Source organism: Delftia sp. UME58, assembly GCF_014170385.1.
Taxonomy (GTDB): Bacteria; Pseudomonadota; Gammaproteobacteria; order Burkholderiales; family Burkholderiaceae_C; genus Comamonas; species Comamonas acidovorans.
On sequence record NZ_LZZV01000017.1, the window covers coordinates 15,642 to 30,595 of the forward strand.

The 14,954-nt window shown below is 69.3% G+C and carries 15 protein-coding genes; 7 read left to right on the top strand and 8 right to left on the bottom strand.

Going from position 1 to position 14,954, the window contains the following annotated elements; genetic code table 11:
• The first annotated feature begins 23 nt into the window (after positions 1-23).
• From A9976_RS06570 to A9976_RS06585, 4 genes are read left to right on the top strand one after another with little or no spacing between them, the layout of a single operon-like run.
• Entirely contained in the window at positions 24-899 is an 876-nt protein-coding gene (locus A9976_RS06570) for a branched-chain amino acid ABC transporter permease (protein ID WP_183018343.1), read from the top strand.
• A complete protein-coding gene (locus A9976_RS06575) occupies positions 896-1,978 on the top strand; it encodes a branched-chain amino acid ABC transporter permease (RefSeq protein ID WP_183018344.1) in 1,083 nt (360 codons plus the stop codon). Before A9976_RS06570 ends, A9976_RS06575 begins: the two co-directional genes overlap by 4 nt.
• Complete coding sequence (locus A9976_RS06580; RefSeq protein WP_232245921.1) at positions 1,975-2,775, top strand: ABC transporter ATP-binding protein; 801 nt, start codon at positions 1,975-1,977, stop codon at positions 2,773-2,775. The genes A9976_RS06575 and A9976_RS06580 overlap by 4 nt, the downstream gene beginning before the upstream one ends.
• On the top strand, positions 2,768-3,472 hold the full coding sequence (locus tag A9976_RS06585; RefSeq protein ID WP_183018345.1) for an ABC transporter ATP-binding protein: 705 nt from the start codon (positions 2,768-2,770) through the stop codon (positions 3,470-3,472). Before A9976_RS06580 ends, A9976_RS06585 begins: the two co-directional genes overlap by 8 nt.
• 314 nt (positions 3,473-3,786) lie before the next feature.
• On the opposite strand, the gene A9976_RS06590 is transcribed toward A9976_RS06585, so the two are convergent.
• From A9976_RS06590 to A9976_RS06625, 8 genes are read right to left on the bottom strand one after another with little or no spacing between them, the layout of a single operon-like run.
• Entirely contained in the window at positions 3,787-5,025 is a 1,239-nt protein-coding gene (locus A9976_RS06590) for a diaminopropionate ammonia-lyase (RefSeq protein ID WP_183018346.1), read from the bottom strand.
• The gene (locus A9976_RS06595) at positions 5,019-5,678 is read right to left on the bottom strand and encodes a nitroreductase family protein (protein ID WP_183018347.1); all 660 of its coding nucleotides are present in this window, start codon (positions 5,676-5,678) and stop codon (positions 5,019-5,021) included. The genes A9976_RS06590 and A9976_RS06595 overlap by 7 nt, the downstream gene beginning before the upstream one ends.
• Positions 5,675-8,137 (bottom strand): 5-amino-6-(D-ribitylamino)uracil--L-tyrosine 4-hydroxyphenyl transferase CofH, encoded by a 2,463-nt coding sequence (cofH, locus tag A9976_RS06600; protein ID WP_259649129.1) that lies wholly within the window; start codon positions 8,135-8,137, stop codon positions 5,675-5,677. The genes A9976_RS06595 and cofH overlap by 4 nt, the downstream gene beginning before the upstream one ends.
• Positions 8,134-8,856 carry a 2-phospho-L-lactate guanylyltransferase gene (gene cofC, locus A9976_RS06605; RefSeq protein WP_183018348.1) on the bottom strand — a complete coding sequence of 241 codons (723 nt, stop codon included), beginning with the start codon at positions 8,854-8,856 and terminating at the stop codon, positions 8,134-8,136. The genes cofH and cofC overlap by 4 nt, the downstream gene beginning before the upstream one ends.
• Complete coding sequence (cofD, locus tag A9976_RS06610) at positions 8,849-9,853, bottom strand: 2-phospho-L-lactate transferase (RefSeq protein ID WP_183018349.1); 1,005 nt, start codon at positions 9,851-9,853, stop codon at positions 8,849-8,851. Before cofD ends, cofC begins: the two co-directional genes overlap by 8 nt.
• Before the next feature lie 14 nt (positions 9,854-9,867).
• Positions 9,868-10,680: a coenzyme F420-0:L-glutamate ligase gene (cofE, locus tag A9976_RS06615; protein ID WP_183018350.1), complete on the bottom strand. Its 813-nt coding sequence runs from the start codon at positions 10,678-10,680 to the stop codon at positions 9,868-9,870.
• Positions 10,677-11,342 carry an NADPH-dependent F420 reductase gene (npdG, locus tag A9976_RS06620; protein WP_183018351.1) on the bottom strand — a complete coding sequence of 222 codons (666 nt, stop codon included), beginning with the start codon at positions 11,340-11,342 and terminating at the stop codon, positions 10,677-10,679. Before npdG ends, cofE begins: the two co-directional genes overlap by 4 nt.
• A gap of 26 nt (positions 11,343-11,368) precedes the next feature.
• Positions 11,369-12,145 (bottom strand): LamB/YcsF family protein, encoded by a 777-nt coding sequence (locus tag A9976_RS06625; RefSeq protein ID WP_183018352.1) that lies wholly within the window; start codon positions 12,143-12,145, stop codon positions 11,369-11,371.
• A gap of 167 nt (positions 12,146-12,312) precedes the next feature.
• On the opposite strand from A9976_RS06625, the gene pxpB reads away from it, so the two are divergent.
• The 3 genes from pxpB to A9976_RS06640 all read left to right on the top strand — a co-directional run bounded on the left by pxpB (position 12,313) and on the right by A9976_RS06640 (position 14,943).
• Positions 12,313-13,038: a 5-oxoprolinase subunit PxpB gene (gene pxpB / locus A9976_RS06630; RefSeq protein WP_183018353.1), complete on the top strand. Its 726-nt coding sequence runs from the start codon at positions 12,313-12,315 to the stop codon at positions 13,036-13,038.
• A complete protein-coding gene (locus A9976_RS06635; RefSeq protein WP_183018354.1) occupies positions 13,035-14,078 on the top strand; it encodes a biotin-dependent carboxyltransferase family protein in 1,044 nt (347 codons plus the stop codon). The genes pxpB and A9976_RS06635 overlap by 4 nt, the downstream gene beginning before the upstream one ends.
• A 91-nt stretch (positions 14,079-14,169) precedes the next feature.
• The gene (locus A9976_RS06640) at positions 14,170-14,943 is read left to right on the top strand and encodes a GntR family transcriptional regulator (protein ID WP_183018355.1); all 774 of its coding nucleotides are present in this window, start codon (positions 14,170-14,172) and stop codon (positions 14,941-14,943) included.
• Positions 14,944-14,954 lie beyond the last annotated feature (11 nt).

Consider the following 14,954-nt stretch of genomic DNA (forward strand, 5'->3'; position numbering starts at 1 on the left):
CCCAGGCGCGTGCGAGAACACCAGTGGACCAACTCATCCAGCACATTGCCAATGCGCTGATCCTTGGCGGCACCTATGCCCTCCTCGGGATCGGACTGACCTTGATCCTGGGGATCATGAAGGTCGTGAATTTCACGCACGGCGAACTGTACGCCTTTGGCGGCTTCATGGCGTACTACTTTGCCGCGCAACTCCAGTGGAACTTCTTTGTTGCATTGGCGTTCTCGATCATGCTGGGCATTGTGCTCGGTGCGGTGATCGAGCGGCTGCTGCTGCGCCGCATGCGGGGCGCGGACATCGACTCCACCATGATCGTGATGATCGGCTGCTGGATCGCGATGCAGAACCTCGCCTTGCTGGTCTGGGGCGGCGTGGCCAAGGCGATACCCACCCCATTCCCCTCAGAACCCCTGGTGATCGGCCCCGTGGCCGTCTCCTGGCTGCGCCTGTTCGTGCTGGTGGTCGCCATGGGCCTGATCCTGGCGACCTACCTGCTCATGCATCGTTCGCCACTGGGCAAGGCCATGCGCGCCACCTTCCAGGACCGCGACACCGCTTCGCTGATGGGCATCAATGTCAATGCGATCTACACCGCCACATTCGCCCTGGGCTCCGGTCTTGCGGCCGCAGCGGGGGCGCTGCTCGGCCCGGTGTTCGTGGTTACCACCACCATGGGCAACATGGCTGCCCTGAAGGCGTTCGCCATCGTGATCCTGGGTGGTCTGGGCAACATCCAGGGAGCGGCCGTCGGCGGCTTCATCCTGGCCTTTGCCGAAGAGCTGGGTTCAGGCTATATCTCGTCGGGCTACCGCGATGCCATGGGGTTCATCCTCATCATCCTGGTGCTCATGTTCAAACCCACCGGCTTGTTCAGCGTTCGAGGGGAGAGAATCGGATGAAAACCATTGCCACACTCGCGTTGCTCGCGGCGCTCCTGTCCGTGCCCTGGTGGGTGACGGACCAGTACTACCTGCACATCATCATCACCACCGGTATCTTCATCGTGGGTGCCATGAGCCTGAACCTGCTGCTGGGGTTCACGGGCCAGCTGAGTCTGGGCCACATTGCCTTCTTCGGTATCGGCGCCTATGCCAGTGCCCTGAGTTCGCTGGGTTTCGACATTCCCGTGTTCTGGGGCGACGGCCGCATCGTCCACACGCCCTGGCATCCCGCAGCCGGCCTGCTGCTGGGCACTGTACTGGCAGGCGCCTGCGGCTGGTTCGTGGGGCGGCTGTCATTCAAGATCCGCGGCGCCTATTTCGTGATCGTGACCGTCAGCTTCGCCGAGGTGACGCGCCTGGTCGCCCTCAACTGGATCGACCTGACGCAGGGCCCGCTGGCGCTGAGCAACATCCCGCCACTGGGCTACAGCCTGCCGGGTCTGGGCGAGGCGCAGTTCTGGTCCAAGGTGCCCAACTACTACCTTGTGCTGGGTCTGGGCCTGCTGTCGTACGTGCTGATCCGTCGCGTCCTGCACTCGCGCATGGGCCGGGCCATGGTCGCGCTGCGCGAGAACGAGCCCCTGGCCACCTCGGTGGGCATAGATGTGACCCGCTACCTGGTGTTCGCGGCCGTGGCCTCGGCAGCGCTGGCTGGCGCCGCGGGCGCGCTGTACGCGCACTACATCCGCATCATCGACCCCGACATCTTCCTGTTCATCTATACGGTGACCATGGTCATCATGGTGGTGACGGGCGGCAAGGGCACGCTGGCCGGCCCCATCGTCGGCGGCGTGGTCTTCGGCGCTCTGCCCGTGGGACTGCGTGCCGTGGCCGCGCCAGAGGTCCAGTGGATCGTCTATGGCATCGCGATGGTGCTCGTCGTGTTCTTCCTGCCGCGCGGCATCGTGCCCGCCGTGGCCGACTGGTGGCATCGCAGGCGCGGCAGCGCGCCGCGCCACGTGCGCCAGGCGCCGGCCGATGGGCAGGTCCCTGCGGCCCCCAAGGCCGCCACGCAGCGCGCCGGGAGCCCGACATGATGGCGCCCAAAACCTCGACCTCCCCGGCCGCCCTGCTGTCCATAGACCGCGTGGCCGTGCACTTCGGCGGCCTGGTGGCGATATCGGACATGAGCTTCGACGTGAAGGAAGGCGAACTCGTCAGCCTGATCGGCCCCAATGGCGCCGGCAAGACCACCGCCTTCAACGTCATCACCGGCTTCATGCGCCCGACCAAGGGGCAGGTGCACTTCGGCGGCACGGCTTTGCACCGGCTCAAGCCGCACGAAGTGGCAGGCGAAGGTCTGGTACGCACCTTCCAGCGCACCAGCCTGTTCACTACGAACACGGTGTTCGAGAACGTGCTGACGGGCCTGCACCTTTCGGGGCGGGCGTCCGCCTGGTCCACGCTGCTGGCCCTGCCGGGCATGCGCCGCGAGGAAGCCCGGCTCCGCGAATCCGTCTGGGAAGTGCTGGACTTCGTGGGCATTGCCCACTACGCCAATGAATTGGGCGGTGCGCTGCCCTACGGTGCGCAGCGCCTGCTGGGCGTGGCCGTGGCCCTCGCGGCGCGTCCCCGGCTGCTGCTGCTGGACGAGCCCGCGGCCGGCATGAATCCCTCGGAGACGGCCGAGTTCATGGATCTGCTGGCCAGGCTGCGCCGGCGCGGCATCACCCTCTTGCTGGTCGAGCACGACATGCCGCTGGTCATGGGCGTGTCCGACCGGATCGTGGTGCTCAACTACGGAAAAATCATCGCCGACGGAACGCCTGCGCAGATCCAGGCCAACCCCGAGGTGATCCGCGCCTATCTGGGGCAGGGGATCAAGCATGCTTGAAATAAAGAACATCGTGTGTCGCTACGGCAAGGTGGAGGCCGTCAAGAATGTATCGCTGCGCGTGGGCCAGGGCGAGTTCGTCACCATCATCGGTGCCAATGGCGCGGGCAAGTCGTCAACGCTCAAGGCGATCTCCGGGCTGCTGCCGCCGTCCTCGGGCTCCATCGTGTTCGAGGGCGTGGACATCACGCGCGCCACGCCGCAGCGCATCCTGTCGCTGGGAATAGCCCACTGCCCCGAGGGGCGGCGCGTGTTCGGGCAGATGTCCGTCCAGGAGAACCTCGAGCTCGGTGCCTTTCGCCGAAACGACAAGGCTGGCACTGCCCAGGACATGCAGCGCATCTTCGAGAGTTTCCCCAAGCTGCACGATCGGCGCCATCAGATGGCCGGCACGCTGTCAGGCGGCGAGCAGCAGATGCTGGCCATCGGCCGCGCGCTGATGTCGCGGCCCAGGCTCGTACTGTTCGACGAGCCCTCGTTGGGCCTGGCGCCCAATATCGTGCAAAAGACCTTCGAGGTTATCCAGCGCGTGCGTGCGGATGGCGCCACCGTGCTCATGGTCGAGCAGAACGCCTACGCCGCGCTGGACATGTGTGATCGCGCCTATCTCTACGAGTCGGGAGCCATGACCCTGCAGGGGACGGGCGCCGAACTGATCGACGACCCGCACGTGCGCAAGGCCTACCTCGGCGGCTGAGCGAGCGCCCCCGTGCGGGGCACACTCGGCGGGCACGCCGGGCACGCCGGGCACGCCGGCCACATCGGCCATTGCTCGGCGACCGCCATCGTCTCCCTGCCCCGGGCTTGGCTTCGGTTGGTTTTGCGCGCGGGCGCTCGGCAAAACTGCAGCGCTTGCCAAGGCATGGGCCTGGCGGCTCACTGCGCCTTGTGATCACCGGCGCGCAGAGCCAGCGCGGGTACGTGAAATCGCATAGCGCGCTCTAGCGTCGTGAGTTGGTTTGCGCAGCGGGAAAGGGGGCGCCGCGCGCCCCGGGGAAACCGCCAAGCCTTTCAGGCGGCGCCTTCATCGAGCCAGGAGATCTGTGCGGCGAGGATGTCCTGCGCACCCTTGCCAACCAGTTCGCGGTAGACGCCCGGCGCCGTCGCGCCCTCGGTGCTGATGAGCAGCACGCTGGCCTGGGCATCGAGGCGGGTCCTCGCGCGCAGGGCGGGATCGCTTGCCAGGTGGATCAGGCCGGCCAGCCCGGCGGCCCCGGATTCCCCGCTGACCACTGGAACGTCGCCGTTGGCGTCTTGCACCTGGGCGAGCCGGCGCATGGCCGAAACGGCTTCCCCGTCTTCGATGGCAAGGAAGAAGTCCACGGCCGGCTGAAGGAATCGCCAGGCCAGCGGTGAGGTCTCGCCGCAGGCCAGTCCCGCCATCACCGAGTCGACCGAGCCGCTGGCCTGCGCGGCCTGGCCCGCGAGCGCGCTCTGGCAAAGGCAGTCGGCTTGGCGTGGCTCGACCACGATGAAGGCCGGCCGCCGGGCGCCGTACTGTTCGCAGAAATAGCTGGCGATCCCGGCCGCCAGGCCGCCTACGCCGCCCTGCAGGAATACATGGGTATAGGGGCAGGGCGCGTCGCTGGCTGCGGGGCGCTGCTCCAGGATCTCGTCCACGATGGTGCCGTAGCCCTGCATCACGTCGCGCGGGATCTCCTCGTAGCCTTCGTAGGAGGTGTCGGAGACCACCTGCCAGCCGTTGGCGCCGGCCAGGCGCGCGGCTTCCTCGACGGAGGCGTCGTAGTTGCCCTCGATGCGCACAATGCGTGCGCCATGCGAGGCGATGGCCTGCTCGCGCTCCAGGCTGACGTTCTTGTGCAGCACGATGACGCAGTGGCAGCCGATGTCGTGGGCGGCCGCGGCCAGCGAGCGGCCGTGGTTGCCGTCCGTGGCCGAGACCACGGTGAACTCCGAGAGCTGCGCGGCGTGGTGGCCGGCGAACAAGTCGTCGGCTGTGAAGGCCGCGCCCGGCCAGCGCCGCTGGATCAGGCGGATCAGGGCGATGGGCGCGCCCAGGGCCTTGAAGCTTCCCATGTGCGCACGCGTGGATTCGTCCTTGAGTTCGACCCGGGCGACGCCCATGGCGCGGGCCAGGTCGGGCAGCGGCCACAGCGGCGTGGCCGTGGGCGACAGCTGCGGCCAGCCAGCCAGCCAGCGCCGGCTTTCCCGGGCCTTGGCGATGCTCATGATGGCGCGCAGCTCGTCGCCGTAGTCGCCGCGCGTGGCGCGCGTGTTCTCGATCAGCATGGAATGTCTCCTGAAGTGATGAATTGGGTGATCTCGTGGAGCGGCCGACGAACGAAGGGCTTGCCGGCATTGGCCGGATGGCCGAGCGTGATCAGTCCCTGTGGCTCCCAGTGCACCGGCAGTTCGAGCGCGCAGCGGACGGCTTCTGGGCAGAACAGCGGCGCGCAGAGCCAGCACGCGCCCAGGCCGGCCGCGTGCGCGGCCAGCAGCAGGTTCTGGCCGGCCATGGCCGTGCTTTGCACGGCCATCTGGTGTTCGTTGCGGGCGCGCTCGGAATCCGGGTAGCGGTCCATGTCCTCCATGCTCAGGCACACGACGATCACGGTCGCCGCGCCGCAGATGCGCTCGCGCGAGCGGAGCACGTCGGCCTCGATGTCCGCTTCGCTGTCGCGGTCGACCTGTCGGTCGCGCCGCAGGCGCTGGCCCATGGCATCGGCCAGTGACATCTGCCGCTCGCGCTGGCGGATGACGGCGAAGCGCCAGGGCTGGCGGTTGTGGGCCGAGGGCGCGCTGCCCGCGGCGTGCAGCAGCGCTTCGATCGTCTCGGGCGCGATCGGCTGGGGCAGGTAGCGGCGCACCGAGCGCCGCCCCAGCCAGTCGGGCATGCGCGGCTGGCCGCTGCCTGCCTGGGCATCGTTGGCCGCGTCGCTCATGGCGTGCAGGCCGCCACGAGGGTGGCGCGCGCCAGGCCCTGGCCTGCGGGGAAGTCGATGCGCACGGGCGGCAGCGGGGCGCGCTGCTGGCGCGCGCGCGCCATGGCCCCGGCGTCCGGCGCGCCATAGGAGGTGGTGCGCTGGCGTGGCGTGCGGCCCATGGAGTGCAGCAGGGCCTCCATGTCGCCCGCCGTCATTTCCTGCCCATGAGCGGCGCCAGCCGAACGGGAGATCGTCTCGTTCATCAGCGTGCCGCCCATGTCGTTCACCCCCGCGTTCAGGCAGGCCTTGACGCCTTCCGCTCCCAGCTTGACCCACGAGGCCTGGATATTGGGTATCAGAGGGTGCAGCGCCAGGCGGGCGACGGCATGCATGAGTACGGATTCACGGAAGCTGGGGCCGCGGCGCGCGCGGCCCTTGCGGTAGATCGGTGACTCCATGTGCACGAAGGGCAGGGGTACGAACTCCGTGAAGCCGCCGGTCTGCGCCTGCAGTGCGCGCAGCCGCAGCAGGTGCCGCGCCCAGTGCTCCAGCCGCTCGACGTGGCCGAACATGATGGTCGCCGTGCTGCGCAGCCCCAGGCCGTGCGCCGTGCGCATGACCTGCAGCCACTGCGCGGTGTCGAGCTTGTCGTGGCAGATCACCTGGCGTACCTCGTCATCCAGGATCTCGGCCGCCGTGCCAGGCAGCGTGGACAGGCCGGCGTCCTTGAGCCGTGCCAGGTATTCGGCCAGCGGCAGGCCCAGCGTCGCGGCGCCCTGCCAGACCTCCAGCGGCGAGAATGCGTGCAAGTGCATCTCGGGCGCCTCGGCCTTCACGGCCTTGCAGATCTCCAGGTAGGTGGCCCCGGTGTAGGCGGGATGGATGCCGCCCTGCATGCAGACTTCGGTGGCACCGCGGTCCCAGGCCTCGCGCACGCGCTGGCGGATTTCGGCCAGTGGCAGGTCGTAGGGCTTGCCGCGCAGGTCCTCGCTGCCCTTGCCCTTGGCGAAGGCGCAGAACTGGCAGCGGTAGCCGCAGATGTTGGTGTAGTTGATGTTGCGGTTGACAACGAAGCTGACCACGTCCCCGTTGACCTGCCTACGCAGCGCGTCGGCTGCGGCGCAGACGGCGCTGAATTCGGAGCCGTGCGCGCGGAACAGCCGCACGATCTCGGCCTCGGTAAGCGTGTGGCCAGCCTGGGCACGATGCAGGATGCCGTCGATGGCGGTACGCCCCGCGGCCGGGGCCGCAGAGACCAGTTGCAGATCCCGCGCCGGCGGGAGTTGCTGCGCGCCGGGCGTCCAGGCGTCGGTGCGCGCGAAGCCGTCGCTGTCCACCGCGCGCAGCACGGCCGTGCGAAGGCCCGCGTCCAGCCAGCGCTGGCCATCCCGCGCATAGGCCGGGTACAGTGCCAGGCGTTCCGTCAGCTCCTTGCCGGCAGCGCGCGTGGCCTGGGCCAGCGCGTCCAGGTGCGGCCAGGGCGCCTCGGGGTTCACGTGGTCGGGCGTGACGGGGGAGACGCCGCCCCAGTCGTTGATGCCTGCGTCCACCAGCGCAGCCAGGGCGCCGGGCTGGAGATTGGGCGGCGCCTGGATGTTCATCTCGGCGCCGAAGACCAGCCGCGCCGCGGCGATGGTCCAAAGGTGTTCCTCCAGGGAGGGAGCCGGCGTGCCTGCCATCAAGGTACCGGCCTTGGGGCGGAAGTTCTGGACGATGATTTCCTGTATGTGGCCGTGCTGCTCGTGCAGAGCGCGCAGCGCCAGCAGCGCGTGGATGCGCTCGGTGCGCGTTTCGCCGATGCCGATCAGCAGGCCTGTGGTGAAGGGCACCTGTGCAGTGCCCGCCAGGCGGATGGTCTCGAGGCGTGCCGCCGGCAGCTTGTCGGGCGAGCCGAAGTGCGGGCCACCGCGCGCGCACAGCCGCTCGGCGCTGCTCTCCAGCATGATGCCTTGCGAGACCGACACCGGGCGCAGGGCGGCGAGGCTGGCCGCATCCAGCAGGCCGGGGTTCAGGTGCGGCAGCAGGCCGGTCTCCTCGTAGACGGCGCGCGCGGCTTCGGCCAGGTAGTCCAGCGTGGTGGCGTGGCCCATGTGGTCCAGCGCCTCGCGCGCCACCTGGTAGCGCGCCTCCGGCTTGTCGCCCAGCGTGAACAATGCCTCCCTGCAGCCGGCCGCCGCGCCGGCGCGCGCGATGCGCAGCACCTGTTGTAGCGGCAGGTATGGCGCCGCGATGTGACGCGGCGCCTGCGCGAAGGTGCAGTAGTGGCACACGTCGCGGCACAGCTGGGTCAGCGGGATGAAGACCTTGCGCGAGTAGGAGACGACGTTGCCGTGCGCGCTGTCGCGCCGCGCTGCCGCCGTGGTCATCAATGCCTGTGCGCCGTGCTCTGCGAGGAGGTAGGCGTCGGTGTCGTCCATGCGCTCGTGCGGCCGGGGCAGGGCAAGGCGGGGCTGGGCTGGGGAATGGGGCAGGGTCATGGTGTGGCACTCGCTCGTGAAGGACCGGGAAGGCGCGCCGCCCGGTGCAGCCGCCATGCCACGCCGCTGGACTGCAGCCAGGCGTAGGTATGCGTCTGCGCGGCGCCGGACAGCGCCATGAAGGCGCGAAGGTCGGCCGGCCGGTCGACGTCGCGGGCCAGGCGTGGCAGGCTCAGCAACAGCGGGTCGAGCCCGATGGCGCGCGCGGTCCGCACATGGCGGCGGAAGCTGTCGGGGCCGTAGCACAGGGGCAGGGCGTCCGGGGGCGAGCAGGCCAACGCATTGGTGCCGCCATCGTGGCTGGCGGCCACCAGGGTGGCGCCGCGCGCACCGCGCCGCCGGCCATGCGCCTGGGCCAGCAGCGCGAGGTCGTCGCGCGCCAGGCCGGGCAGGTCGGCGGGAACGATCAGCATGCCGTCCCGGCCGGCATCGCTGAGCGCGCGCGCGGCGCGGCGCAGCGCGGGCACCAGGCCGCAGGCGGGGCTGTCATCGAGCACCGTCGCGCCTGCGGCGCGCGCCATCGCCTGGGCCGTGGGATCGCCGCTGACGACCAGCATCCCGCCCAGGTGGGGGTGGCCCGCCAGTGCGTCCAGCACATCGCGCAGCATGACCTGGGCCAGTGCCGCGCGCTCGCTGGCGTCGAGCAGTGGCGCCAGCCGCTGCTTGGCCCGCGCCAGGGGTTTGACGGGCACGACCGCCCACAGACCGGCGTCATGCATGGCGTACTCCATGAGCGGCGGGCCGCGTCAATGCCTGGGCAAAGCCGACGACGGCCTGCGCCAGCGCGCGTTTGGACTCGGGACTGTCCATCAGCGTGGCGGCCGCATGCACCGGGATGCCCAACTCCAGTGCCTGCGCCGCATCGGCATGGTCCACCACCAAGCCGTCGAGGAGGCCCGCATAGTGCTCGGCCACGGTGCGGTTGTCTGCGCCGTGCCCCAACTCCCGCAGCATCTTGGCCGTGGGGCCCTTGACCGCCTGCCCGCCGATCAGCGGCGACACCGCCACCACGGGCGCGCGGCTGGCGCGCAGTGCCGCGCGAACGCCGGGCAGGGCGAGGATGGGGTCGATGCTCAGCAGCGGGTTGGAGGGGCAGATCACCACCATGGCCAGCGCCGGGTCGGCCAGGGCGGCGAGCAGGTCCGGATGCGGCGGGGCCGTGGCTGCGCCCGCGAAGGAAACGCCCGTGACGACTGGCCTGCAGGCGTGCCGTACGAAGTAGTGTTGCAAGGGCAGGTCGCCCTCCTGCGTGTGCACGATGGTGCGCACCGGCCGTTCGCTCATGGGCAGCAGCATGGCCTGCACGCCGCTGCGCCGCGCGAGGTCGGCCGTGACCTGTGCCAGGGTCTCGCCGGCGCGCAGGCGGCGCGTGCGCTCCACGTGCAGCGCGAGATCGCGGTCGCCGAGCGCGAACCAGTCGTCTGCGCCCCACTCGGTCAGCGCGGCCATGAAGTTCCAGGTCTCGCCCTGGCGGCCCCAGCCGCGCACGGGGTCGTTCAGGCCCGCCAGCGTGTAGAGCACGGTGTCGATGTCGGGCGCGATGTGCAGGCCCAGGTGCTCGAAGTCGTCGCCGGTGTTGACGACAATGCGAAGCGCGCCTAGAGCCTGCGAGCGCAGCAACTGCTCGAGGCCCCAGGCCAGCTTCGCGCCGCCGACGCCTCCGCACAAGGCGAGCACCCAGGGGGCGCCGGGCGATGGGCAGACGGTTGCATGCATGGCTTGTCCTCCCCTTAGCGGAACAGGTCCTGCCGCCGTGGGCGCAACAGGTCGGCGGCAGGCCGGGCCGCAGCGTCCCACCGCAGGCCACGCAGATGGACCGCAGGCTGGCCCGCGGCGGTCTGGCCCATGAGCAGCGAGGCCGCGGCCGCAATTTCGTCGGCCACGGCGATTTCGGTAATGCGCATGGCGCGGCCGAAAAGATCGTCCTGGCCCACCATGTCGAGCAGCGCGGGCAGGCCCGAGGCGCCCAGCGCCACGCCGGTCACACCCTGGCGCCAGGGCCTGCCGAAGCTGTCGTTGATGAGTACTGCGATGTCGGCGCCGAAGGCCGCGTCCAGCCGTGTCTTCAGGCGCGCGCAACTCGCGTCGGGGTCCAGGGGCAGCAGCAGCGCAAGCTCCTCGCCGTCGGGATGCTCGACATTGGACTGGTCGATGCCCGCATTGGCCATCACGAAACCCAGTCGGTGTTCGGTGACCAGCAGGCCCGGGGCGTGGCGCACGACCTCGCGGCTCTCGGACAGGATGAGCTCGACCATGCGCGGGTCCTTGCCGGTGTCCACCGCGAGCGCGGTGGCACGCAGCGAGGGCCGCACGTCGCGCAGGCGCACCAGGCGGCCCTCGGCCTTGGACACGATCTTTTGCGCCACCACCACCACGTCCTGGCTGGCCGGTGCGATGCCGGCGCGTCGCAGCGCGGCGATCAGCAGCCCGGCCAGATCGTCACCGGGCCGCACCAGCGGCATGTCCGGCAGCGCCGTCAGGGCCAGCGTGGCGCCATGCAGCTGGCCCCGGGCGGGGCGAAGGGGGGCGGCGACGACCGTCATCGCGCGATGCCGGTGATCTGGATGCCGGCGCAATCGACCCCGTAGCGCCGGTTGATGCCGATCAGCAGGGAGGTCATGGCCTCGGCGGCGGCCGCGTTGGCGATGGGTCCGGCGTCGATGCCGCGGGTGCCTGCGGCCGCGGCGAGCGCGAGCACGGTACCGCGCGCCTCGGGGTCGTTGCCGCAGACCAGCACGTCGCAGGCGATGGGACCGCCGGCCTGCAGCTTGGCGGCACCCACGTTCTGGAACGCAGACACCACGCGCACATCGTCGCCAAGGCGCTGCTGGGCTATCTGCCCGGCTGATCCCTCGGGCGGCAACTGCACCACGGCCACCCTGGGCGGCACCAACGGCACCACGGCATCGACCACGATCTTGCCGGCGACCACATCTTTGATCTCGGCCAGGGTCGCCTCGTGGTGAGAGAAGGGCACGGCCAGCACCACCACCTCGGCCGCCGCCGCAGCGCCGGCATTGCTGTCGGCGCGCACGGGCGGCGCGCCATGGCCGGTGGCGATCAGGGCCGCGGCCGCGCGGGCCTTGTCGGGGGAGCGCGAGCCGAGGATGACGGGATAGCCCGCCGCGGCCCAGCGCATTGCCATGCCGGAGCCCAGGGCCCCGGTGCCGCCGAGGATGGCGATGATGGGAAGCAGTTGCTGCATGGATGGCTCCTTGGGGTGTGTGGCTGTCAATCCAGCGCCATCTCGGTCAGGGGAACGATCTTCACGCCCGCGGCCTCGAGGCCGGCGCGCACGGCGGCGGACAGGGCCAGGGCGGTGGGTTCGTCGCCATGCACGCATAGCGAATCGATGCGGCGCTTGATGCGCTTGCCGTTGCGAGAAATGATTTCGCCCTCGGTCACCATGTGCACGACCTGGCGCGTGGCCTGGGCCGCGTCCTTGATGACGGAGCCCGGCACCTTGCGCGAGGTGAGGTTGCCGTCGTCCTCGTACAGGCGGTCGCAGAAGCCCTCGCGGGCCAGCGGCAGATCGAGTTGCTGTGCTGCCTTCTCCATCTCCGAGCCGGACAGCGCGACGTAGATGAGGTCACGGTCCACGGCCTTGATGGCGCGGCCGATGGCCATGGCGTAGTCCGCGTTCTCGGCGGCCATGTTGTTGAGCGCGCCGTGCGGCTTGACGTGCGTGACCTTCTCGCCGCAAAACGATGCCATGGCCTGCAGGGCGCCGATCTGGTAGGCGATCAGGTTCTCCAGGTCGTCGGCGCGCATGTCGATGCGCCGGCGCCCGAAACCCCAGAGGTCATTGAAGCCCGTGTGCGCACCGATGCTCACGCCCTGCGCCTTGGCGTTTTCAACCACGCGGCGCATGGTCAGCGGATCGCCGGCGTGGAAGCCGCAGGCGATGTTGGCCGAACGGATGATCTTGAGGATGCCATCGTCGTTGCCGATGTCGTAGGCGCCGAATCCCTCGCCCATGTCTGCATTGAGGTTCACGGAAAGTGTCACTGCCTTCTCCTTTTGCGCGCTTGTGGAGCGTTGCTGAAATCACCGCCCTGCGGGGCTTGGGTGTACGTGAATCTTAGTATAAGATACCAACAATAGTAAGACAATATAAATTTGATCGGTCATGGATGTGGTGCTCGCGGCGTGCTTGCCGTACACGAGGAGATGAGATGGATGTCCGTTTGCTGAGCGCTGGCGATGCCGCGCTGGTGGTGGAGTTCGGTGACCGTATCGAGCGCGGCCTGAGCGAGGCGGTGCTGCGCCTGGCCGAGCGCTTGCGCCTGGCCGGCGTGGCCGGTGTGGTCGAGACGGTGCCCACCTACCGCTCGTTGATGGTTCACTACGATCCGCTGCGCACCAGCCACGAGGCGCTGGAGCAGGCGCTGGGCGGCTTGCTGGAAGACGGCGGCGGCGGCGCTGCCGCGCCGGGCCGCCGCTGGCGGCTTCCCGCGTGCTACGAGGCGCCTCACGCGCCCGATCTGGCGCAAGTGGCCGAGCGCACGGCCATGTCGACTGCGGACGTGGTGCGCCAGCATGCCGGCACCGAATTTCATGTGTACATGCTGGGCTTTGTGCCCGGCTATCCCTATATGGGCGACCTGCCCGAGGCGCTGGTGCTGCCGCGCCGGGCCGACCCGCGCGTGCGCGTGCCGCCGGGCTCCATCGCCATCGCCTCCACGATGACGGCCATCTATCCCGTCGAGAGCCCGGGCGGCTGGCACCTGATCGGTGCCACGCCCGTGCGGCTGTTCGATCCCGCACGCGAGTCGCCAGCGCTGCTCAGTCCCGGAGACAAGGTTTTCTTCGAGCCGGTAGGCATGGCGCGTTTCGACGAACTGCGCCGCGCCAGCGCCGCCGGCGACTACCTGCCCGACAGCGAAAGGATTTGCCCATGACCGCCTGCCTGCTCGTACGCCAACCCGGCATCCACACCACGGTGCAGGACCGTGGCCGTACCGGATTCCAGAACGTGGGCGTGCCGGTCTCGGGCCCGCTCGATGGCGTGAGCCTTGCGCTGGCCAATGCCCTGGTCGGCAACGCGGCCGGCGAGCCCGCGCTGGAGATGTTGCTGCAGGGGCCCGTGCTCGAAGTGGCCTGCGCCTCCGTGCGCGTGGCACTTGTTGGCGGCGACGTGGCGCTCGAGATCGGCGGCACGAATGCGCGCCGGGTTTCGCCCGGCACCAGCGCGCGGCTGGTGCGCGGCGAGACCCTGGCGGTTGCGCGGCTGGGTGCCTCGGCCTGCGCCTACCTCGCCGTGGAGGGCGGCATACAGGTACCCCTGTGCCTGGGCAGCGCATCCACGTATGTGCGCGGCGGCCTCGGGGGAGTCGATGGCCGGGCGCTGCGTGCCGGCGACCATCTGCCGCTGGCCCGCGACTGCGTGCCCGCGCGCGGCGAGAAGCGCCTTGCCCAGGTGCCGGCCCTCGGCCTGGACCAGGCCATCCGCGTGGTGCTCGGCCCGCAGGCGGACTTCTTCGATGCGCAGGCCATCTCCATGTTCCTGTCCGGCGAGTACCGGGTATCGGCCCAGGCCGACCGCATGGGCTTTCGGCTCGACGGTCCCGCGCTGCGACATGTCAGGGGAAGCGACATCGTCTCCGACGGCATCGTGGCCGGTTCCATCCAGGTGCCAGGCTCGGGCCAGCCCATCGTGCTCATGGCCGACGCCCAGACCACGGGAGGCTATCCAAAGATCGCCACCGTCATCTCGGCCGATGTTTCCGTGCTGGGACGGCGAAGGCCAGGCAGCATGGTGCGCTTCGCCGAGGTGAGCGTGGCCGAGGCACAGGCCTTGCGCCGCAGCCAGCAGTCCGAGATCGAGCGGCAGGTTGCTGCGCTGCGCGACGCTGCGGCGCCGGCCATCGTGGATGTGGCCGCACTGCACACGGCCAACCTTGTCAGCGGCGTGGCCAGTGCCCGGTGTGAGCCCATGTGAGATCGCCAGCACGTTCTGGGGCGCTTGCGCGGTGGGGAGGCCGCTTGCGGGTATTCTGTCGTTCTATTGATGGAATGGCTGAATGACCAGTATGAAAACCCTGAACAGTACGGAACGCCGGGGCAAGATCCCCGCCTACATCCAAGTGGCCGCCGCGCTGCGGCGCCGCATCGAGACCGGTGAATGGAAGCCGGGCGAGCAGATCTCTACCTTGGAGCAACTGGAGGTCGAGTTCGGCGTGGCCCGCGTGACGGTGCGCCAGGCCATTGAGCTGCTTGAGAGCGAAAGTCTGGTGCGGCGCCAGCAGGGGCGCGGCACCTTTGTCAACGACACCGTCAGCGACAAGCGCTGGCTCGAGCTGGAAACCTCATGGGAGATGGTGCTGGAGTCGATCCGCCACAACGTGCCCAAGTTCATCAAGGTGCCCAATCCGCCGCCAGTCCCGCTGTTGCGCCAGGCGGAGGGACGGCTCGCCGAGGAATACGTGTTCCTGCGCAGCGTCCAGCTCAAGGACGGCAAGCCCTATGGCGTGGTCAACCTGCACCTGTCCAAGCCCGTCTTCGAGCGCGAGAAGGCCCGGTTCCTCAAGCACACGGCCTTGCCCATCGTGGCAGACATGGGCCTGAACATCGCGCATGCGCACCAGGTCCTGGTCATCGGCACTGCCGCGCCCGAGATCGCCGAACTGCTCGAGGTATCGCTGAGCGCCCCGACCGCGGAAGTGCGCTGGGTGTTGCGCGACGATTCGGATACGGCCATCTACGTGGCCGACATCATCTACCGCAGCGACTGCGTGAAGATGTCCACCGATTTTTTCCACCCTCATCGTCCCAAGGAAGAGGTTCGCAAATCCAAAAAGAACTAACATCCTATAAA